Consider the following 20,435-nt stretch of genomic DNA (forward strand, 5'->3'; position numbering starts at 1 on the left):
GATCTGACGCCGTCACCCGGACGGATCAGCGGGGCGCCGGGGAGCGCCGCGGTGGCGGGCTCGCGCCCGCCACCGCCCGAGGGGTTCAGCCTCGGCGCCATTTCTGGTTCGCGCCGCCGACGCAGTCCCAGAGGTGCAGCCGGGCGCCGTCGTCCGGATTCCACGCCGCGATGTCGACGCACTTGCCGGACTGCGGGTTGACCAGGTCGCCGGCCGCGCTGAGCACGAACTGCTGTGCGGCGTTGCCGCTGCACGTGGCGAGCTGGATGACCGCGCCGTTGTCCCGGGAACCCCAGGCGACGTCCATGCACTTGTCGTTTCGCGTACCGATGGCGCCGTTGCTGAACGTCCACGCCTGCGCGGCGGTGTTGTTGCAGGTCCACACCTGCAACGGCACCCCGTCGGCGAAGTTGGCGTTGGCGACGTCGACGCACTTGTTGTTCCAGTTGCTGAGGATCCGGTTGCCGGTGACCGGCGGGTTCCCGCCGGCGCCGAACGGGCTCATGACGATTCCGGCCTGCTGCGGGTCGCCGTCGTGGACCAGCGACTCGAAACCGCCGACGTCGTCGTAGGCGAAGCCGTACGCCTTGCCGTCGACCATGTTGGCGTGGATGATCCGGGAGTAGTGGTTCGGCGCGCTGTTCTTGTAGAACTGGTTCGCGTCGTAGACCGGCTCCACCGTGGACTGGCCGAGCGTGCCACGTACCAGGGCGGTGCAGATGGTCCGGCGCACTTCGCTCTGGATGAACGGCGCCACGTTCGGGGCGTTGAAGACGCCGTCGCAGCCCCAGACGTTCGCGGTGGTGGGTTTGTCGACGGTGGCGACCTCGGCGCCGGTGCTGTCGGTGAAGCGCATCGTGGTGCCCACGGTCCGGCCGAAGAACCGGCGGTTCGGCTCGTTCTGGCGAGGAACGACGGTCAAGGTCTTGCTGGTGTACGCGTTCCACGCCGAGTTGATGTAGGCGTCCAGGTAGTTCGCGGGGAACTTGCCGGCGTCGGTCGCCTTGCCCGGCGCGAGCACCCGCAGGACCGTACCGTCGGCGCGGGTGATGACCGAGTCCTGCCAGCCCGGCTGGGCCTTGACGGCGTCGATGACCTTGTTGCGGCCGTCGGCGACGACGTCGCCGGTGCGCTTGGTCTGCCCGGCGCCGTTGGTCACCGTGACCGCGTGCGGGATGCCGAAGAAGTCGACCTGCGAGCTGTTCAGCCACAGGCCCGCGTCGTTGAACGTGAACTCGCTGGTGTCGAAGAGGACGTTGTAGTTCGGGTCGCCGGGCGCCCACGGTGCGGGCTGGACGAAACCGTCCGGGGTGACGAAGAATTTGATCTTGTCGCCCATGGCCATGTAGACCCGGCCGGACAGGCCCTTCGGGATGCGGATCGTCGTGGTGCCGCCGTTGCCGGGCCCGGCCATCGCCACGTCCGGGGCGGGCACGGGCGGGTTGCCACCGGCCGGCCAGGGCGTGAAGGCCCCACCGCTGTTCACGTGACCCCACCGTCCGTTCATGGTGCCGATCACGTAGAGGAACACGGCGTCGCCGCGGCCGGTGTTGTTGGTGACGGTCATCGGGAGCACGGCGGGCGAGGCCGCCGCGGCGGGCGTCGTCACGGCTGCGATCGGCGCCGCGACCGCGAGCGCGGCGACGGCGGTCAGCCATCTCATTCGGGTACGCAAGCCGACACCTCACATTCGTCCAGGCACACGCGGTGGACCTCGGGGAAGCGGCCGCGTGGCGGATGGCGGCGACGGGGGAGCGGTCACGGGGGCGTGACGTGTTCGCCGACGCCCTCGCCCGGCTCGGAGTGAGAGCGCTCTCACAGCATTGTTCGGATTGTTAACTGCTGTCAACGGCGAAAGTCGTAAATGTTTCGTACTGAAATACCGCGTCGTTGATCCGTCCTCGGCCCGGACCCGGCAACTCGTACCCGCCGAGAGCCCGGCGACCTGGTGACGGCCTGCCCCGTACCAGGGGCCGCGCCACGTACCTCTTGTTCGCGGTGGGCGAGAACCTGGCCTCGCCCTACCCGGACCGCTGCCGGAGCTGCCGCCGCACGCCGTCGACGGTCACGCCGACGGCGTGCGGCGGCAGCGGCCGGATTCGCCGGTCGCCCGGGTGATGAAGGACGAGTTCGGCGTCTCCTCAATCCGACGCCACCGCGGCCCGGGACCGTCAGAGCCGCAGGTGCGCCCGCCGGCCGGCGGGCGCACCGTGGGCATCGGGCCCGGATGTCGCCTCACCGGCCGGGGTAGGGCCGATCGGCTCTGTCCCGGCAGGGCCGATGGTGGGTAGTGTTCGGGTGGCTCGCTCCGGTGACGGGCCGGGACAGCGGCCTGGTTCCCACACGCCGCCGTTCCGGCGGGAGACGCCGGCCCGAGCCGTCGGCAGACCTGTTACCAGGATTTCTCTCGTCAAGAGGACGGCGCATGTCGGCTCTCCGCAACATGACACGAGAACGACCCACCGTCACCGTGGTCGGTGCGGTCACCGCCGAGGAGTCGGCATATGCCCGACATGCCGTCGGGGGAGTGCTGAGCACTGTCGACCACACGGTGGAGCACCCCAGGGCACGTCTGAGCCCGTACGGCGGGCACGACGACCTCCCGCCGGTGGTGGTGATGCAGATCAACGTGGCCGTCCGCGAGCGCATGGTCCGGGTGCAGACGGCCGCGCCAAGCGTGCGGGAGGCGGCCGATCAGACCGGCGCCGGCCTCCTGCAGCGACTGCGACGCCTCGACCAGCACCTGGCCGCCGAACGGTGCGGCGACGTCGGGTTCGTCCCCGGCGAATGGTGTTCGCCGTACCCGCAGAACCCGGTCGGCCTGGCCGGCCCGCGGACCGCCGCCGGGCGCATCGTGCGGATGAAGGAATTCCACCTCGCCGTGCAGACCCCGGATTCGGCGGCGTTCGCCATGGACCTGCGGGACTACCCGTTCCACCTGTTCGTGGACGCCGGCACCGGCACGGACGCCATCGTCTACCGGGACGGCCCGACCGGCTACAGCCTGCACCGGTCCGTGCCCGCGCCGGTGCCCGCCGGCTGCACCGTGCCGTTGACCGTCCAGCGATGGCCCGCGGTGCCGATGCCGGCGGTCCGGGCGATGCAACTGCTCAACGCGGCCCCCGACCGGCGGTTCCTGTTCTTCACCGATCCGCGCAGTCGACGGGGCCGGGTGCTGTACCGACGTTTCGACGGCCAGTTCGGGCTGCTCACGCCGGTGTGGTGAGACGCGACGCCGGCACCGCTGGACCACCGGGCGCCCTGCCGGACCCTGTGCGCCCGGGCGAACGCGGCTCCGTGTCAGGCGTCCCCTCGGCCCTTCCGCGAAGGGGAAGCGCTCCCAGCCGGCGGAATCGATGAGACCCCTTGACCTCAGTGTTGAGAGCGATAACATTCTCGAAACATGATGGTCGGCTCTCGTTGACCGGAACCGCTCGTCCTGGGCCATCTCTGGGCCTCGACGGTCGGGAGACATGCAAGCCTTCAACGCTTCAGGCCGCCCATCGGCGTGCGCGCGAGATTGTTAACGCTAACCCAGGCCGCTGAAGAACCTTCTTCCGCCAAGGAGGATCCATGCTGGAGTTCATGCGCAGGGCGCTGTCCCTCGCCGCCGCGGCACTACTCGGTCTCTGCCTGGCCGCCGTGGCCGGTCCCGCGCCGGCGCAGGCCGCTCCCGGCCCGACCTTCACCAACCCGGTCGTCGACGTGCCCAACAGCGCCGACCCGACCCTGACGTACCACAACGGCTTCTACCACTACGTCGCCACGACGTGGTCCGCCGATGTCGTCATGCGGCGCTCGGCCACCATCGCCGGCCTGCGCAACGCCCCCGAGCAGGTGGTCGTACGCACCGGCGGCGCCACCATGTGGGCGCCGCACCTCGAGATGATCGGCAACCGGTGGTACCTGTACTACTCGGTCGAACAGGCCGGCGCGCCCCGCCGCACCCACGTCGCGGAGAGCGCCGGCGCCGACCCGATGGGCCCGTACACGATCCGCGGCATCCTGAACCTGATGCCGAACAACGGCTGGGCCATCGACGCCGCGCCGATCCGGCTCGGCAACGCCCTGTACATGACCTTCTCGGCGTTCCACGGCGACGGACTGCAGTCGCTGTACATCGCCCCGATGGCGAACCCGTACACCGCCGCCGGCTTCGGCAGTCGCATCTCCGCGCCGACGCTGGCCTGGGAGACCCAGAACGGCGCCGTCAACGAGGGCTCCTTCGCGATCCAGCGCAACGGGCGCACCTTCCTCACCTACTCGGCCAGCCACTGCAACGGCCCCAACTACAAGATCGGCATGCTGGAGTACCGCGGCGGCGATCCCCTCGCGCAGGCGTCCTGGACCAAGTTCGCCGACCCGCTCTTCCAGCGCAACGACGCCGCAGGGGTGTTCGGGCCGGGTCACCACTCGTTCTTCACCTCACCCGACGGCACCGAGACCTGGATCGCCTACCACGCCAACGCCTCGGCGTCGCACGGCTGCGGCACCACCCGTACCACCCGGGTGCAGAAGATCTCCTGGAACGCCGACGGCACCCCGAACCTGGGCGTGCCCGTCGCCACCTCCACCGTCCTGCCCGCACCGGCCGGCGAGAACTCGGCACCGGTCGGGATCCGCAACCAGCACAGCAACCTCTGCCTCGACGACTACAACTTCGTGACCGCACCCGGCGCCGAGGTCCGGCAGTGGGCCTGCAACACCGCCGCCGTGCAGGACTGGACCCTGATCCCGGCCGCCGACGGCTACGTCACCATCAGCAACCAGCACAGCGGCCTGTGCCTGGACGACAAGGACTGGGCCACCGCCGCCGGCTCCGTGGTCCAGCAGTGGACCTGCAACGGCCTGGCCGTCCAGCAGTGGAAGGTCACCCCGGTCGGCGGCGGGTACTCCACTCTGCAGAACCGGCACAGCGGCCTGTGCCTGGACAACTTCAACTTCGGCACCACCAACGGCGCCGAGGTACGGCAGTGGACCTGCACCGGCAACAACGCGCAGCGCTGGTCCATCGCCTGAGAAACGGACCGACAGCAGCCGGGTGCCGAGCCGTGACGGCGCAGCACCCGGCTGATGTCGGTCGCTGTGTCACCGCACGAACGGCGACCGACGCGAATCGCCGAAATCACCCCGGTCGCCGCCTAACATCGAACACGCACGGATCAGCGTTTCCCGAGACCTCGAGGACCGTGACGCCGGAACCGGGCGGCTCCTCGGCGTGCCGGAGCCTCGTCGCGTTCGGTGGGAGAGATCGGTGGCGCCCGTGGCCGTAGGACAGGTGGTGCGGAAGGCGTTGCCGGGCCTGCCGGTCTGGGCCGTGCTGTTCCTGCTGGCGGTTCCGGTGGCGATCCTCGCCAACGCCATGATCATCGAAGTGCCGCCGCGGGGCGACGACACGTTCGGGTGGACGCGGATGACGATGCCGTTGGCCGGTGCCGTCGCGGCGGCCCGGTGGACGGCGAGGACCGGCCGGCGGCGCACCCTCGCCGGCTTCGCCTCGGCCGTGCTGGCGGCCACCCTGACCGGCGCGCTGTACCTGGCACTGTCGCTGCTCACCTACCGGTGGGCCGTCCCGTTGCCCGATCCGGCCGGCGTGGACGAGTTCCTCGTGCTGCCCGCCGCGGTGGTGGGCGGGGCCGCCGGCTACGGGGCGGGACTGTACGTGCGGGATCGGCCGCTGGGCGGCCTGCCGTACGTCGCCGGAGCCGTGCTGGCCGCCTGCGGTGGATTGGTGATCCTTCCCGCCACCGACGTCGCGGTGCTGCACGGTCGCCCGAACCACGGCGGCTACGTCCCGGGCGACGCCGTCGTGCGGGCGCCGTCAGCCGGCCGGTACGGCATCATCCGCCGCGACTCCGTCAAGGAGACCCCCGACTGCCGGATCACCGGCCCCGGCCGCACCGGCGAACCGGCGGTACCGCTCACGGTCCCGGTCGACGGCAGTCACGACGGCACGTCCGAGGTGTGGGTGGCGGTGTTCGCCGTACCCTCCGCGGGCTCCTATCGCGTCACCTGCGACATCACCGAGTACGGCACCCAGCCCCTCGCCCGCGGTGTGTCACCCCGCATCCGTACCTGGCCGGCACCGCTGATCGTGCTGCTGGGCGCCCTGCCCGGCCTGGCCGTCATCGTCGACACCGTCCGCCGGCGGGGTGGCGGGCTTCGGCGATCGCGTATCCGCTGGTAGGGCGAGCAGAACCATCTAAGCCGAACGAGCGCCGGAGTCGGCGAGGGCGGGCTGGCCGAGGCGCTGAGCGATCCGGTTCATCGTGGCGCGGAGCTCCGGGGGCTCGACGTCGCTCAGGTCGCTGTCGAAGGTGATGAGCAGACCCGCGATCCCGGCCCACGACCAGCCGGCGAGGGTGAGCCTGCTGCGGTCGGCGCCGACGGGTTCGACGACGGAACCGCCCGGGGCCCAGCGGGCGACGACGGCGGCGGGCAGGTGCAGGACCGCCGAGCCGACGTACTGCCACTGCCCGGGTGTGTCGCCGCGGTCCGGGTTCTGCACCACCAGCCGGGTCAGGTCGTCGCGGGTGAGGGGCTGCGGGGTGAAGACCACGCCGCCGGAGGTACGGGGCCGGATCCGGTCCACCCGGTAGGTGTGCCAGGTCCGGTTCCGGTGGTCGCGGGCGATCAGGTACCAGCGGCCGGCCCAGACGACCAGGTGATGCGGCTCGACCTGGCGGGGCGGGCGGAAACCGGGGTGGCCGGGATCGGGAACGGCGCCGTCCCGGTCGTGGTAGTCGAAGGACAACACCCGGGTGGTACGGATCGCGGCGCCCACCGTCCGCAGCGTGGCCACGTCGACGGGGGCCGCCGCGAAGTCCCAGTAGTTGCGCAGCGAGGTGACCTCGAACGCCTCGGTCGCCGCGCGCAGCCGGGCCGGCATGACCTGCCGCAGGGTGGTGAGCGCGCGGGTGACGGCGTCGTCGATCCCGGTCACCGTGGCCGGGGCGGTCTGCAGCGCCAGGGCGATCGCGATCGCCTGGTCGTCGTCGAGGACGAGAGCCGGCAGCCGGCCCCCGGCGCCGAGCCGGTAACCACCACCGGCCCCCATCACGGCGTTGACGGGATAGCCGAGCTCGCGGAGGGTGTCGACGTCCCGCCGCAACGTCCGGGCCGACACGCCGAGCCGGTCGGCGAGCTCGGCGCCGCGCCACTCGACGCGCGCTTCGAGCAGGGACAGCAGGCGCAGGATTCGTGCGGAGGTGTCGGCCACGGAAACCACGATGGCAGACATGGCGGTCAGCGGGTGACCGCCATGGTTGCCACGCTGCCGGCATGAGCACTCACCATCCCTCCGCCGGGATCTCCCCGCACCGCCCGCCGGCCCTCACCGGCCGGCGGGCGTCGACCGCCCTGCTGGTCGTCCTGTTCGCGTCGTTCATGGACCTGCTCGACGTCACCATCGTCACGGTCGCCGCCCCCGGCATCGCGCCGCCGACCTGAATGCAAGCCAGGCGCAACTGCAGTGGACGGTGGCCGCGTACACCCTCGCCCTCGGATCCGGCCTGATCCCCGGCGGGCGCATCGGTGACGCGTACGGTCGCCGGCGGGTCTTCCTGATCTCCCTGGCCGGTTTCGCCGTCGCGTCCGCGGCCTGCGCGCTCAGCCCCACCGCCGATGCGCTGATCGCCCTGCGGGCGGTGCAGGGCCTGGCGGGCGGCTTCATGGTTCCGCAGGTGTTCGGGATCATCCGGTCCTCGTTCCCGCCGGCCGCCACGGCGAAGGCGTTCGGAGCGTACGGGGCGGTGCAGGGGCTGGCCGCGGTCGCGGGCCCGCTGCTCGGCGGCGCGCTGGTCGAGGCGGACCTGTGGGGCCTGGGCCGGCGCACCGTCTTCTGGATCAACATCCCGGTCGCCGTCGTCGCCCTGGTTCTGGGCATCCGGGTGCTGCCCGGGTCCAGCGCAGCCGTGCGCACCCGCCCGGACGTCACCGGCGCGGTACTGTCCGCGGTCGCCGTCGTACTGGTGCTGCTGCCCCTGGTGCAGGGCCGGGACTGGGGCCGGCCCTGGTGGGGCTGGGTTCTGCTGGCGTCCGGCCTGGGACTGCTCGCCGGATTCGTGGCGTACGAGCGGCACGTCGCGGCACGCGGCGGACAGCCGATCCTGGACCCGGCGCTGCTGGCGGTACGCCCGTTCACCGCCGGACTGGCCGCGTCGGTGCTCTGGCCGCCGTCGCGATGCTCGCCCTGCCGCGCACCGCCGCGACCCCCGAGCCCGGTACGGCGCTGCCCTGACATTCGGAGACCTCTCGGGTACGCCCATCGCGCCGGCCTCCACGGCTGACCGCGGCCGCCCGGTGGGCGTACCCGAAGGAAGGTGTGGTGGGGAATGAGGGTATTGACCGACGTGGTCATCATCGTGGCAGCGCTCGGGTGACACCGGAGCCGGCCCCGCACCATCACGACAGGCATGGGAGTCTCCGAGGTTCAGCCCTTCGACGCCGTCACCGCATGGCGGACCGCCGGCGAGGCCGGTGACGCCGCCGGTGCGGTCGCCGCTCTCAGCCCCGACGTCACGCTGGTCTCGCCGATCACCGAGCAGTTCACCTTCCGGGGCCATCGCCAGGTGCGCACCCTGCTCGAGGTGGCCCTGGCCGCCATCGACGACCTCACCTACACCGACCAGGTCGCCGAGGGCCGTACCGCGGCGCTCTTCTACGAGGCGAGGATCGGCGCGACCCGGCTCTACGAAGCTCAGCGGCTGCGCCTGGGCGACGACGGCCTGATCACCGAGATCACCCTCTACGTCCGGCCGTTGCCGGCGCTCACCCTGCTGATGACCCGTCTCGGCCCCGAGCTGGCCCGGCGCAACGGGCAAGCCGGGCTGGCCCGGCTGATCCCGCTCGCCGGCGGCATGTTGCACTCGATGGCCACCACCGGGGAACAGCGGATCATGCCGAGAGTGACGCCTCGATAGGAATCCTCGCCGGCCCTTCACAGGAACGAGGACGGTTGCTCGTCCACTTCTTGTAGATTGCCTGGCATGATCATCGATGTGTTGCGGCGATGCCGCTCGAGCAGCTTCCGGCCGGTCGCCGAAGGGCCGTCCGGTCACGTGCCGGCGGCCACCCCCGCGGAAGGCCGTGGACGATGATCACCCGGCGGGCCGCGATCGGGGCTGCGGCACTGCTGCTGGCGGGTTGCGACCGGCCGGCCGAGAAGGCGGCCGCGCCGTCGCCGACACCGAGCCGCGGCCCCTCCCTCGCGCCCTCCGCCCCGGCGGAACGTCACGGCCGGCTCCTCGAACTGGAGCGCACGTTCGGAGCCCGGCTGGGAGTGTTCGCGACGGCGACCGGCAGCGGTGTCACCGTCGCCCACCGGGCGGACGACCGCTTCCCTTTCTGCTCGGCGTTCAAGGGCCTGGCAGCCGCCGCGGTCCTGCACACCACCCCCTGTCCGAGCTGGGCCGGCGCATCCGGTTCACCCGGGCCGACGTGAAGCCGAACTGGCAGAACTCGGTCCGGACCCGCGAGCGGGTGGCCACCGGGATGACCCTCGGCGAGTTGTGCGACGCCGCGCTGCGCTACAGCGACGGCACCGCCGGCAACCTCCTCCTGCGCCAGATCGGCGGGCCGGCCGGGCTGGCGGCCTACCTGCGGACACTCGGCGACACGGTGACGCTGTCCGCGCGGACCGAGCCGGCGCTGTGGAAGGACCGGGGACCCGGCGACCAGCGCGACACGACCTCCGCGCGGGCCATCGGCACGGACTATCAGAAGATCGTCGTCGGCGGCGCGCTCACCGACGACGCCCGCGCCTACCTGCGTGACTTGATGGAACGCGCCGACTGGGCGGCTTCCAGCAAGAACCGGATCCGCTCCGTCGTGCCGCCCGGCTGGACCGTGGCCAACCGGACCGGCACCGGCGGCTTCTACGGCATCGCGAACGACATCGCCGTCGTCTGGCCCTCGAAGCCGGCCGATCCGGTCATCGTCTCCATCATGTCGAGCCGCGCGGGCCGCGACACCGAGCCCTCCGACGCTCTCGTCGCCCAGGCCGCCGGGTACGTCCTGGACAGACTCACCTGAGTGAAGGATCGGCCCCGGCCGTCAGTCCGTCAGGGTGAGGGTGACCCCGCACTTCTCCAGGATGGTCTCGCCGGCGATGCCCGGCTGCATTCCCGCACCGCCGCCGATCGGCGCCGGCAGCGGCTCGACCAGGGTGTCGGGGTCGGATTCGAAGAAGTAGACGAGCGAGACCAGCTCCTCGTCGGGGTCGCTTCCGGGCGGGGCCTGGACGCGGTGGCGCAGCGCCCGCCACCGGCCGTCGGTCCACTGGTTCATCATGTCGCCGAGGTTGACCACCAGGGTGCCGGGTTCGAACGGGGGCCGGAACCAGCCGTCCTCTTCGTTCCAGGCCTCCAGCCCGCCGACTCCCTGCTGCCGGTCGAGCAGGGTGATGGTGCCGAAGTCGGTGTGCGGGCCGACCCGCATCTGGCCCTCCTCCACCCCGCCGAGGCTGGACAGGGAGGGGTACCAGTTGATGTTCTGGGTCCAGGTGGCGCGCTGGGAGCGGCGGGTGAAGTAGTCGGCGTCCAGGCCCAGCGTCTCGGCGAGCACCTCGAGCACGGTCAGCGCGATCCGGGTCATCTCCCCGCTGTACGCCACGGCGGTCTCGCGGAGGTCCGGTACCTCGCCGGGCCACCTGTTCGCCGGGTAGTAGAGCCGGTCGAAGCGGTCGTCGCCGGTCCGGTGGCTCGGGCCCATGTGGTACGCCTCGTGCAGGTCCGGGGCGTCGGACATGCTCATGGCGCCCCCGCCGTCCACGCCGTCGAGGGCGCTGGCCTGCATGGTGCCCAGCTCACGCCACCCGTTGTCGTACGGGCCGCGGACCGCGTACCGCCGCTTCTGCTCGCTGGGGAGCCTCATGAACGCCAGCCCGGTGGACCGCATCCGCCGGGTCAGTTCGATCGGCACGTCGTGGCCGGCGAGCAGGAACATGCCGGTCTGCCGGAGGGCCGTGTCGAGCGCCGCGCAGATCCGGGCCCGGGCGGCGGTGTCGGCGGACCGCCACTCGTGCAGGTCCAGGGTGGGGATGTCGGTGGTCATCGGGTTGCCCCTTTCGCAAGTGTCAGCAGGGTCAGCGCGGCCAGGGACGCGGCGTCGCGGAACCGGCCGTCGTGGACCATCTCGGTGAGTTCGGCGGCGGGCACGAAGCGGTGCACCATGTCGGCTTCGCTCGCCTCCCGCCGGGTGGGGCCGGACTCCAGGCCGGTGGCCAGGAAGACGTGACAGCCCTGACTGGCGTAGCCGTACGCGACATGGATCCGGCCGAGATGTTCGATGCGGGTGGCGACCAGGCCGGTCTCCTCGCGCAGTTCGGCGGCGGCCAGCGCGTGCGGCGACCGGTCGCCGCCGGCCGGCACCGACCAGGAGCCCTGCGGGAACTCCCAGCAGCGGTCCCCGACCGGGTACCGGTACTGCTCGACCAGGTGGAAGCCGTCGTTCTCGGCGGGGATGACCAGCGCGAAGTCGGGTTTGTCGACGACACCGTAGATGCCGTGGCTGCCGTCCGCGCGTTCGATCCGGTCCTCGCGCACGGTCATCCACGGGTTCCGGTAGACGGTGCGCCCGTCGAGCCGCCGTACCGGTGGTGGTGTGCCGACCCGGTCCGTCATGCGCCCACCATGCGGGCGAGCCGGCCGGCCGGGGCCCCGCCGGGCGGCTGGCACGTGGCCAGCGCCTCGTCGATCTCCGCCAACGTCAGGTCGTCGACGAACCGGGCCCGGCCGATGCCGACCGTGAGCGGGACCCGCTGCCGGCCGTCACGGTGCCGGATGGTGTCGGCGAGCCCTTCGGCGAGCAGGCCGGGGGAGCAGACCGGGTGCCAGGTGGGCAGGCCCAGGTCGGTGATCACGCGATGGATCCGGTCCCGGTCGGCGGCCGACAGCAGGCCCCGGTGGTGGGCCAGTTCGGTGCTCAGCGCCATGTCGACGGCGACCGCCTCGCCGTGCAGCAGGTCCGGCAGGGCGTGCATCTCGATCGCCGGGGAGAAGGTGTGCCCGAAGTCGGCGATCCGGTCGAGCCGGTGCTCCCACAGGTTCGGCTGCAACTCGCCGAGCATGTCGTGGATGGCGTGGCGCATGACGGCCAGCGTCGCCGCGCCACGGTCGGCGCTGTCGTGAGTCTGCATGCGTTCGGCGATCAGGCGGGTGCCGTGCCGCTCCAGCACGTCGAAGAGCGGGGCGTCCTTGACCAGGGCGATCTTGAGCACTTCGGCGAGACCGTTGCGCAGGTGCCGGACCGGCAGGGTGCGCAGGAACGTGGCGTCGATCAGGGTGACCGCGGACGGGTGGTAGGTGCCGAGCCGGTTCTTGTGCTGATGGAAGTTGACCCCGGTCTTGGCGCCGATGCCCGCGTCCACCATGCCGATCAGCGTGGTGGGGACCCGTACGTACGGTGTGGTCCGGCGGTACAGGCTGGTGGCCAGGCCGACGATGTCGCTCAGCACGCCACCGCCGATGGCGAGGACCGGCTCCCGGCGGCGCGACACACCGAACGCGTCCATGGCGGCCACCACCTGGAAGACGGCGTCCATCGTCTTGCCGCGTTCGTCGGCGTCGAGCACGCAGATCTCGTACGTCATGGCCTGGGCGTCCATGTAGTCGCGGATCCGGTCGCCGAAGAGCGTGTTCACCCGGGCGTCCACGACGAGCAGCCGGCGCCGGCTGGGGGCGACGGGATCGGCCCCGGCGTCGGCGAGGGTGTCATCGCTCGGGTCCAGCAGGTCGGTGCTGAGGCGTACCTCGTAGCTGACGGTGCGGCTGGCGCTGATCCGCCAGTGCGGGCTCGCTTGCGGTCCGGTGACGTGTAGCCCATCCATGTCGATGGCCTTTCCCCGTGAGAAGAATTCTGTCAGGCACTATGTCGTTGGTGATGCGGCCGGGCCCGCCGGATGCTCAGCAGAAGCATCGAGATCAGGCAGAAGCCGGCGCCGAGAAGGAAGATCTGGGCCGAGTAGCCCGGAACCAGGAGCGGGGCGACCACCCCGAAGACGGCGCCGACCTGCACCATTCCGGTGTAGACGTCAGCGCCGGCGCCGAGTCCGCCGTCCAGCACGTCGCTGAGCAGGACCATGCCGATGCTTTGGAAACCGGCGGCGAAGACCGCGTACAACAGCTGAGAGAGGATCAGCAGGGCGATGCCGCTGCCGACGACGATCAACGCGAACGACGCCAGGCCGGCCCCGGCGACCAGCACGATCGTGCGGCGGCTGCCGATCCGGTCGGCGAGGGCGCTGATCGGGCCGAGCAGGGGGACCTCGGCGACGACGGACGCCAGGAACAGCACCGCGACGAAGGTGCTGGACATCCCCTGGCCGACCACGAAGAGCGGCAGATAGACCAGCCGGACGCTGTCGGCGCCCCGGAGCAGCAGGACGGCCAGGACCACGGGCAGTACCGCGCCGCGGGCCCGGGCCCGGCCGGCGCCACGATCCGGCGCGGGCTTCGGAGCCGTGTCCGGGCCGGCTTTCAGGGAGGTCTCGAAGAGCGGGATCAGCCCGGTGGCCACCGCGATCGCCGCCGCGATCCACAACGGCTGGAAACCGTCGACGGCGCCCGCCACCAGCTCGCCGAGCGACGCCAGCGCGAGCCCGGCGATGAAGCCGATGACGAAGATCCGCCGCATCCGGCCGACCAGACGGGCCGGAGCGGCCACCCGAAACCCGTCGATGATGGTGATGTAGTGCGGGAAGACCAGTGTCATCGTCATCATCGCGGCCCCGGCGAGGTACATCACCGGCGACGGCGCGACGGCGAGGACCACGAGGGTGCCGGCGGCCGCGATCAGGCCGCAGGCCGACGCCCCCCACCACGGTGAGCCCCGCCGGCGCAGCGCCGGGCCACCGATGAGGTTGAGACCGGCCGCCACGACGGCACTGACCGCGAAGAAGATCGCGACCTGCGTCTTGGACGCGCCGCTCGCCGAGATCGCCAACGGCAGGGTGACGCTGATCTGCCCGTAGAAGGTGGCGTTCAGCGCCACCCCCGCCCGGACACTGATCGGCGGCACGGTGGTCCGGGCCTTGGCACGCCACTGGGTGACCACACCGGAGCCGCCGTCCCGGGCCCTCCGGGTCATGGCACCGACGGCGCGTCGGGGTCGCCGAAGCGCCGGGCGCCGTCCGACCAGTCGTGGTCGATCCCCATGTTGAACAGGCCGCCGTCGGGCGTACGCATCGGGGGTCTCTCGTGCTCCATGTGCAGCAGTGGCTCGTCACTCTGGATCAGCCGGCCCTGCTCCGCGACGCGGGCGACGAAGTCGTTGTCCTCGCGCCCCCAGCCCTGGTAACGCTCGTCCATGCCGTTCATGGCGAGGAACGTCGCGCGGGTCACCCAGTGGCAGGCGCCGGGCACGTGCGTGATCACGTAGCTGCGCAGACGGTCGGACGGCACCGCCCCGCCCGGGCCGGAGAGCCGCAGGCCGATCGCGGTGGCCGAGGAGGCGGTGTCCATGCAGTGCATCTCGAAGAAGCGGCAGCCGACCGCGTCACTCGAGGTCAGCAGGTCGGCGTAGCGGCGCAGGAAGTCGCGGTCGGGCAGGATGTCCGCGTCCAGGACGCAGATCAGTGCGGCCTCCGGCGCCGCGGTCAGCACGCCGACGTTCACCGTCCAGGACTTGTTGAACGGGCCGCTCGACCGGATGAACCGGTAGTCGTCGGCGGCGGGTTCGATGGCCTGTGCCCACCGGGGGCGATCGTCGTTCTCCACGACCGTGACCGTGTAGCGGCCGGCGGGCAGGCTCTGGTCGCGGAGGGCGTTCAGGCAGGCCATCAGGTTACGGGCCCGGCTCTCGCCGTGGTCGCGGAACGGGATGACCACGTGCACCAGGGGTGCGGCCGACCGCGGGCCGGTCCCGCGGACCCGGGCGGCCCGCTCGGTGAGGTGAGCCACCGTGATCGGTTCGGGGGTGCGCTCGTAGGCCGGCCCGAACGTGTAGTCGATCTTGATGTTGCGGTCGGCCTCCTCGACCACCTGGCGCAGCTCACGGCCCGCTTCGGGCCGGCTCTCCAGGAGGCCGGCGACCGCCCGGGCCAGCCGGTCGTGGGCCGCGCCGTCGTACGGATCCCGGATCAGCCCCCGGCGTGCCTCGGTGGCCGCCTCGTCCAGGCCGGTGAACTGCTCGACGGCCGCGTCGGCCTTGCGGAAGAACGGTTCGCCGTCATCCCAGTAGGTCGCGCAGACCAGCGGCACCGCCGGGTCGTTGGCCAGGACGGTGTAACGCACGGCGGCCGAGGCGAGGGCGTCGCCCGCGGACGGGACGGAAGTCATGTTCTACTCCGAGGAGGGTCTTGCCGAGTGGGCCAATCGAGATCACGGCGGGAATCTCTCCCGTCCGGCTGTTTCGTCCTTCGGTGGATGCATAAGAGCACTGCGATCGAAGATAGTAACTCAGGTACGGGCCCCGCGCGGTGCATCCGGTCCCTGCATGTAGAGGGAATGTAGCCTCGCTGCTCAGGAGTGATGCCGACCTGCGCCGGAAGGGCATGGTCTCGGTGCGCGGCGACCATAAGGCCGCGCTCGCCACTCGAGACGCTACGGTCGGCACACGACGCATGTCAATGTAAAAGATCAGGTTTTTGTACGGTCACATTCAGTCACATGGATCATTGTGCGTCCGCTGTGGACCCCTGTGAGCGCTGACACGCAGGTATAATGCTCTCCGGCGGATCGAACTGCGGGCTTGACGGCCAGGGGTACGGTTGATGGGGCTCGGGCCGTCGGTCACTGTCCGTGTGTTGTTGCTCCAGGGTCATGATGGAGCTATCGTGTGCCGCGTCGGTGGGAACGGGGCCCCCATTCTGCGCTTGTCCGCGCTATTCTTCGCACTCTTAGTGGCGGCGGATCCCCATTCCTTTCGCATTGGTTCCGGTAATTACGGCACGAGTGTCATTCTGGCTATTGCCGTCGAACGGTTCCGTCGGCGAGATCGCTTGCCGAGCGATATCAGGGGAGGTGAACCGTTGGAGAGCGACGATGTCTCGATAACGGTGCTGGACATCGGCGGCACACACCTGCGCTGGGCGCCGTGGTCAGCCGGCAACGGCCTCGGAGAGATCCGGCGTGGACCGTCACCGAGCATCGCGCGGCACCGGGAGGCGAGCGTCGGCGAGTTGCGGGCCATGCTGGTGCGGGACATGTCCGGCGCGGTGCCGCCGGGCGGAGTCGCGGGCGTGTCCTTCGGTGCGGCTCTCGACCACCGGACCGGCATCGTCTACGGCTCCGCGCCGTTGTGGGGTGCCCACGTCGGGCGGTTCGACCTGCGGACGGCGCTGCAGGAGGCGCGGCCCGACGTGCGCTGGCACATCGTCAACGACGTCACCGCCGCACTGCTGCACCTGGCCGGGAGCAAGGCGGCCGCCGGGCTGCGCAAGATCATGCTGGTGACGGTGAGCACCGGGATCGCCTGCCGGACCATCGACCAGCGCACCGGCCGGATCGCCGTCGACGGCAGCGGGCTGCAGGGCGAGATCGGTCACCTGCCGGCCTGCGTGACTCTCGACGGCGTACCGGTGGAGCTGGATTGTGATTGTGGAGCGCCCGGCCATGTGGCCGCCTTCTCCTCCGGGCCGGGCCTGCGGCGCCTCGCGGACGTGGTGCGGCATGCGGACGGCGACAGTTGGGCGGCCTCCGACCTGACGGCTCGGCTGGCCGCGGGTGAGGACTTCGAGCCGGCGCTGAGGGCGGCTCTGGACGGCGGTGATCCGCTCGCCGGAAAGCTCCTCGGGCTGTCGGCGAAACCGATCGCCGACGTCGTCCGGACCGCGTTGTGCCTCGATCCGGAGATCGATCTGATCGCCCTGACCGGCGGCGTCGCGGTCGGGCTCGGCGAGCACTACCGGGCCGCGCTCCTCGGCCACCTGACACGTGACGGCCTGTACCTCACCAGCGCACACGACCCCGGCTGGATCCCGGACCGCGTCGTCATCTCCGACGCAGACGGCCTGATCGGCGCCGGGCTCGCGGCTCTCCGGGGCGAGGAGCGGCTCGCGCCTGTCCGGGGCGAGGAGCGGCTCGCGCCTGTCCGGGGCGAAGAGCGGCTCGCGGCTCTCCGGGGCGAAGAGCGACTCGCGCCTGTCCGGGGCGAAGAGCGATGAGCCAGGAGCATCGCGCGATCGTACGGGCGGACGGCACGATCTCCGTCCGCTCCCGCCCGACGATCGCCCCGGGAGCCGGCGAGTTGCAGATCGCCACTCTCTACGCGGGTCTCTGCGGCACCGACATCCAGATGCTGCGGGGCCTGCGCGACGACCCGGCGCCGGTGATAGGACACGAGGGCATCGCCCGGGTGGTGGCCGCCGGCGCGGGCGTCCCGGACACCCTGGCCCCCGGCACGCTCGTGACGGTCAACCCGACCCACCCCACCGACCCGGCGTTCCTGCTCGGCCACAACGTCGACGGCCTCCTGCAGCAACGGACCCTGCTGCCGGCGACAGCGGTGACCGGCGGCATGGTGCTGCCGCTCCCGGCCGCCACCGACGTGACCCTGGCCCCGCTGCTGGAACCGCTGGCCGTGGTCCGGTACGCGCTCGGCACGATCGGCACGTTCCACCCGGCGACCCTGCTGGTGATCGGCGACGGCATCATCGGGCACCTCGCGGTCCGGGCCGCCCGGCGATGGCTCGGCGCGGACGTGCGGGTGGCGCTGGTGCACCACACCGCCGACGGGCTGGCGTTCAGCCGGGCGAGCCCGTACCCCGCCGACCTGCTGCTCGGCGACCTGTCCGGCATCGCACCGGCGCCGCCGGTGGCGGCGTTGCTGGCCACCCCGCGCGACGCCACGATCGCGGCCCTGGAGTCGGCGCTCACCGCGGGCGCCGAGGTGGTCGACGTGCTCGGTGGGCTGCCGCCCGGCGCCGCGACACCGTTGCTGCCCGGCGTCGACCTCACCGCGGTCCGGGCGGCGAACTGCGGTGGCCGGCCGGACCCGCCCCGCATCGCGACGGCCGGCCGGATCCGGGTCTTCGGCCATCGCGGCGTGGCGAACCGGCACCTGCTCGACGCGGCGGCCGAACTGGCGTCCGACCCGGACCGCTATCGCGACCTGATGACCCACGAGACCGACCTCGACGGTGCGGCGAGCGTGATGCGGGCGCTGGCCGGCTCGCGGGCCCGGATCGTCGGCGGCCGGCGGCTGATCAAACTCTCGGTCCGGATTACGGAGGACGACTGATGGGACCCTTGACGGGACGGCGCATGATCGTCGTCGGCGGCTCGGTGGGGATCGGGCGCGGCATCGCCGACGCCTGGGCCGCGGCCGGCGCCGACGTCGTGGTGGCCAGCCGGAACCGACCCGCGGACGCCGCACATCCGGCCTGGGAGCCGATCGACGTCACGGCGCCGGAGCAGGCCGCCGAGCGCCTGGCCGCGCTCGGCGCCGAACGGGTCGACGCCGTCTGCTACTCGGCGATCTACTACGGCGACAAGCGCGCCGACTTCGGTGACATCGGTGTCGCGGAGTGGCGGCGCCAGCTGGACGTCAACGTCACCGGGCTGTGGCTGACCCTTCAGGCGCTGCTGCCGACGCTGCGTGCCGCCGAGCACGGGCTCGTTCTCGGCGTCTCCTCCGAGGTCGCGTTCAACGCGGGGCCCGGCCGCTCCGGGTACGCCGCCACGAAAGCGGCGGCGAAGGCGCTGCTGGACTCGATCGCACAGGAGGAGAAGGGCCTGCACGTCGTCCAGGTCCTGCCGTCGGGAATGGTGGACACCCCGGGCATCCGCCGCCGCCGGCCGCCCGGTTTCGACTACAGCGGATACGCCCGGCCGGACTCGTTCGCCCGGGTGGCGGTCGAGGTCGCCACGATGACCGGCCGCGAACGCCACGGGGACAGCCTGGTCGTGGACGAGGCGGGCAACTGGTGGTCGGCGTACGACAGGGTGCCCGACTCGCAGAGCCGGGTGCCGGCATGACCGGTCTGGTCGGGCTGGCGGAATGGCGGCTGCCCGCCGCGGGCGCCGAAGCCGTCCGGCTCGCCGCCGCGGTCGGCGCCGACGGGGTGCAACTGGACTTCGGCGGTCCGGGGCGGGGCGAGGTGATCGACGTGCCGGGCCGCATCGACGCCCTGCGCGCCGCAGCGGACGCCGTGGGGATGCGACTGCTCGCGTTGTCGGGCAACCACTTCAACGACGTCGGTCTGCTGTCCGGCGCGAACGTCGTACAGCCGCTGATGGAAAGGCTCCTCGACGCGGCGGCGGCGCTGGGCGTGCCGCTGGTGCTGGTGCCCAGTTTCCGGCGCAGCGCCATCGACGGCCCGGACGCGTTCGACCGCACCGCGCGGACGCTGGCCTGGGCGGCTGAACAGGCGGCGGCGCGCGGACTGCTGCTGGCCAATGAGAACGTGCTCGCCGGGGACCGGGCCCGGGCGCTGTTCGACGCGGTCGGGTCGCCGGCGTTCCGGCTCGTGCTCGACACCTACAACCCGGTCGCCGCGGGAGCGAACGTGGCGGAGCTGGTCGCGTCGGTGGCGGATCTGCTGGCCGACCAGGTGCACCTCAAGGACGGCCCGGACCGCGACGGCGTATCACCGCTGCTCGGGGCGGGGGACGGCGGGCTCGGGGAGACGATCGCGGCCCTCGCGGCCCAGCGGGTGCCGGTGCACGCGTTCGTGCTGGAGAACGACTACCGTGACGGAGATCCGAAGCGGCTGGCCACCGACCTCGCCTGGGCCCGGCAGCGAGCGTGGCAGCCTTCTGCGACCAGGACGGGACGATGACCGATAGCCCACTGCCGACTCCGTTTCCCGCGGCGGCGCTGCTGTTCGACATGGACGGAACCCTCGTCGACTCCACCGTGGTGGTCGAGCGGACCTGGCGGACGTTCGCCGACCGCTACGGCCTCGACCTCGCCGCGATCCTCGCGGTGTCCCACGGGCGGCGCACGGTCGAGACCGTCGCCGCGTTCGCGCCACCCGGCGTCGACGTCGAAGCCGAGGCGGCGCGCCTGACCGAGCAGGAAGTCGCCGACACCGACGGCATCATCGAGGTTCCGGGCGCGACGGCGCTGCTCGGCTCGCTGCCGGCCGGAAGCTGGGCGGTGGTGACGTCCGCCGGGCGTGAGCTGGCCGTCGCCCGGATGACCGCGGCCGGCGTGCCGGTGCCGGACGTCCTGATCAGCGCGGAGGACGTCACCGCCGGCAAACCGAGCCCGGAGGGATACCTGCTCGCCGCGGCCCGGCTGGGGGTGGCCGCGGAGCAGACGATCGCCTTCGAGGACGCCGAAGCGGGTGTGGTCGCGGCCCTGGCCTCCGGTGCGCGCACGGTCGTGGTCGGCGCCTGCGCCGCCCCCGCCACCGAGGGCCTCACCCGGGTCGAGGATTTCCGCGAGCTCCGGGTGCGGTCCGAGTCCGGCCGGCTGGTGGTGGCGCGGCAGCCACGGGCCGAGTTCGTCGGCTGACCGCTTCCGGAGCGCGGGAGCGGCCGGCGTATCGCGGG

General features: G+C 71.9%; 18 protein-coding genes and 1 pseudogene. 12 read left to right on the forward strand and 7 right to left on the reverse strand.

Going from position 1 to position 20,435, the window contains the following annotated elements; genetic code table 11:
• Window positions 1-85: 85 nt before the first annotated feature.
• Window positions 86-1,663 carry a beta-1,3-glucanase family protein gene (locus Aut01nite_RS32215; RefSeq protein WP_236642661.1) on the reverse strand — a complete coding sequence of 526 codons (1,578 nt, stop codon included), beginning with the start codon at window positions 1,661-1,663 and terminating at the stop codon, window positions 86-88.
• A gap of 780 nt (window positions 1,664-2,443) precedes the next feature.
• Between Aut01nite_RS32215 and Aut01nite_RS32220 the strand changes: the two genes are divergently transcribed.
• The 3 genes from Aut01nite_RS32220 to Aut01nite_RS32230 all read left to right on the forward strand — a co-directional run bounded on the left by Aut01nite_RS32220 (window position 2,444) and on the right by Aut01nite_RS32230 (window position 6,187).
• Entirely contained in the window at window positions 2,444-3,226 is a 783-nt protein-coding gene (locus Aut01nite_RS32220; protein WP_161790622.1) for a sigma 54 modulation/S30EA ribosomal C-terminal domain-containing protein, read from the forward strand.
• A gap of 347 nt (window positions 3,227-3,573) precedes the next feature.
• Window positions 3,574-5,019 carry a glycoside hydrolase family 43 protein gene (locus Aut01nite_RS32225; RefSeq protein WP_043524512.1) on the forward strand — a complete coding sequence of 482 codons (1,446 nt, stop codon included), beginning with the start codon at window positions 3,574-3,576 and terminating at the stop codon, window positions 5,017-5,019.
• A gap of 244 nt (window positions 5,020-5,263) precedes the next feature.
• Window positions 5,264-6,187, forward strand: a complete 924-nt coding sequence (locus Aut01nite_RS32230; RefSeq protein ID WP_152628650.1) for a hypothetical protein — start codon at window positions 5,264-5,266, stop codon at window positions 6,185-6,187.
• A gap of 15 nt (window positions 6,188-6,202) precedes the next feature.
• Here Aut01nite_RS32230 and Aut01nite_RS32235 read toward each other — a convergent pair whose 3' ends face one another.
• Complete coding sequence (locus tag Aut01nite_RS32235) at window positions 6,203-7,219, reverse strand: helix-turn-helix transcriptional regulator (protein WP_043524509.1); 1,017 nt, start codon at window positions 7,217-7,219, stop codon at window positions 6,203-6,205.
• A gap of 62 nt (window positions 7,220-7,281) precedes the next feature.
• Between Aut01nite_RS32235 and Aut01nite_RS43865 the strand changes: the two genes are divergently transcribed.
• The 4 genes and pseudogenes from Aut01nite_RS43865 (at window position 7,282) to bla (ending at window position 10,032) form a co-directional block, all read left to right on the forward strand.
• Entirely contained in the window at window positions 7,282-7,449 is a 168-nt protein-coding gene (locus Aut01nite_RS43865) for a hypothetical protein (protein WP_236642660.1), read from the forward strand.
• Between the two features lie 29 nt (window positions 7,450-7,478).
• The gene (locus Aut01nite_RS32240; protein ID WP_236642659.1) at window positions 7,479-8,288 is read left to right on the forward strand and encodes an MFS transporter; all 810 of its coding nucleotides are present in this window, start codon (window positions 7,479-7,481) and stop codon (window positions 8,286-8,288) included.
• Between the two features lie 126 nt (window positions 8,289-8,414).
• Window positions 8,415-8,921, forward strand: coding sequence for a nuclear transport factor 2 family protein (locus Aut01nite_RS32245; protein ID WP_052163608.1), 507 nt, complete (start codon window positions 8,415-8,417; stop codon window positions 8,919-8,921).
• 173 nt (window positions 8,922-9,094) lie between these two features.
• A pseudogene (bla, locus tag Aut01nite_RS44940) lies at window positions 9,095-10,032 on the forward strand (class A beta-lactamase).
• Between the two features lie 21 nt (window positions 10,033-10,053).
• Here bla and Aut01nite_RS32260 read toward each other — a convergent pair.
• Genes Aut01nite_RS32260 through Aut01nite_RS32280 form a run of 5 tightly spaced genes read right to left on the reverse strand, consistent with a single transcriptional unit; the run spans window position 10,054 to window position 15,275 of the window.
• Complete coding sequence (locus Aut01nite_RS32260; protein WP_043524508.1) at window positions 10,054-11,052, reverse strand: isopenicillin N synthase family dioxygenase; 999 nt, start codon at window positions 11,050-11,052, stop codon at window positions 10,054-10,056.
• A complete protein-coding gene (locus tag Aut01nite_RS32265; protein ID WP_043524506.1) occupies window positions 11,049-11,621 on the reverse strand; it encodes an NUDIX domain-containing protein in 573 nt (190 codons plus the stop codon). The genes Aut01nite_RS32260 and Aut01nite_RS32265 overlap by 4 nt, the downstream gene beginning before the upstream one ends.
• Window positions 11,618-12,826, reverse strand: coding sequence for a sedoheptulose 7-phosphate cyclase (locus tag Aut01nite_RS32270; protein WP_052163606.1), 1,209 nt, complete (start codon window positions 12,824-12,826; stop codon window positions 11,618-11,620). The genes Aut01nite_RS32265 and Aut01nite_RS32270 overlap by 4 nt, the downstream gene beginning before the upstream one ends.
• 32 nt (window positions 12,827-12,858) lie before the next feature.
• Window positions 12,859-14,085: an MFS transporter gene (locus tag Aut01nite_RS32275; RefSeq protein WP_043524504.1), complete on the reverse strand. Its 1,227-nt coding sequence runs from the start codon at window positions 14,083-14,085 to the stop codon at window positions 12,859-12,861.
• Entirely contained in the window at window positions 14,082-15,275 is a 1,194-nt protein-coding gene (locus Aut01nite_RS32280) for a glycosyltransferase family 2 protein (RefSeq protein WP_052163605.1), read from the reverse strand. The genes Aut01nite_RS32275 and Aut01nite_RS32280 overlap by 4 nt, the downstream gene beginning before the upstream one ends.
• Window positions 15,276-15,967: 692 nt before the next feature.
• Here Aut01nite_RS32280 and Aut01nite_RS32285 point away from each other — a divergent pair.
• The 5 genes from Aut01nite_RS32285 to Aut01nite_RS32305 are packed head-to-tail and all read left to right on the forward strand — an operon-like array spanning window position 15,968 to window position 20,397.
• Window positions 15,968-17,101 (forward strand): ROK family protein, encoded by a 1,134-nt coding sequence (locus Aut01nite_RS32285; RefSeq protein WP_161790621.1) that lies wholly within the window; start codon window positions 15,968-15,970, stop codon window positions 17,099-17,101.
• Window positions 17,098-18,177: an alcohol dehydrogenase catalytic domain-containing protein gene (locus tag Aut01nite_RS32290; protein ID WP_043524503.1), complete on the forward strand. Its 1,080-nt coding sequence runs from the start codon at window positions 17,098-17,100 to the stop codon at window positions 18,175-18,177. Before Aut01nite_RS32285 ends, Aut01nite_RS32290 begins: the two co-directional genes overlap by 4 nt.
• Complete coding sequence (locus Aut01nite_RS32295; protein WP_236642658.1) at window positions 18,177-18,914, forward strand: SDR family NAD(P)-dependent oxidoreductase; 738 nt, start codon at window positions 18,177-18,179, stop codon at window positions 18,912-18,914. Before Aut01nite_RS32290 ends, Aut01nite_RS32295 begins: the two co-directional genes overlap by 1 nt.
• Window positions 18,911-19,717, forward strand: coding sequence for a sugar phosphate isomerase/epimerase family protein (locus tag Aut01nite_RS32300; protein WP_052163600.1), 807 nt, complete (start codon window positions 18,911-18,913; stop codon window positions 19,715-19,717). Before Aut01nite_RS32295 ends, Aut01nite_RS32300 begins: the two co-directional genes overlap by 4 nt.
• Complete coding sequence (locus tag Aut01nite_RS32305) at window positions 19,714-20,397, forward strand: HAD-IA family hydrolase (protein ID WP_043524501.1); 684 nt, start codon at window positions 19,714-19,716, stop codon at window positions 20,395-20,397. Before Aut01nite_RS32300 ends, Aut01nite_RS32305 begins: the two co-directional genes overlap by 4 nt.
• The last annotated feature ends 38 nt before the right edge of the window (window positions 20,398-20,435 follow it).

Source organism: Actinoplanes utahensis (assembly GCF_016862455.1).
In the GTDB taxonomy this organism is placed as follows: domain Bacteria; phylum Actinomycetota; class Actinomycetes; order Mycobacteriales; family Micromonosporaceae; genus Actinoplanes; species Actinoplanes utahensis.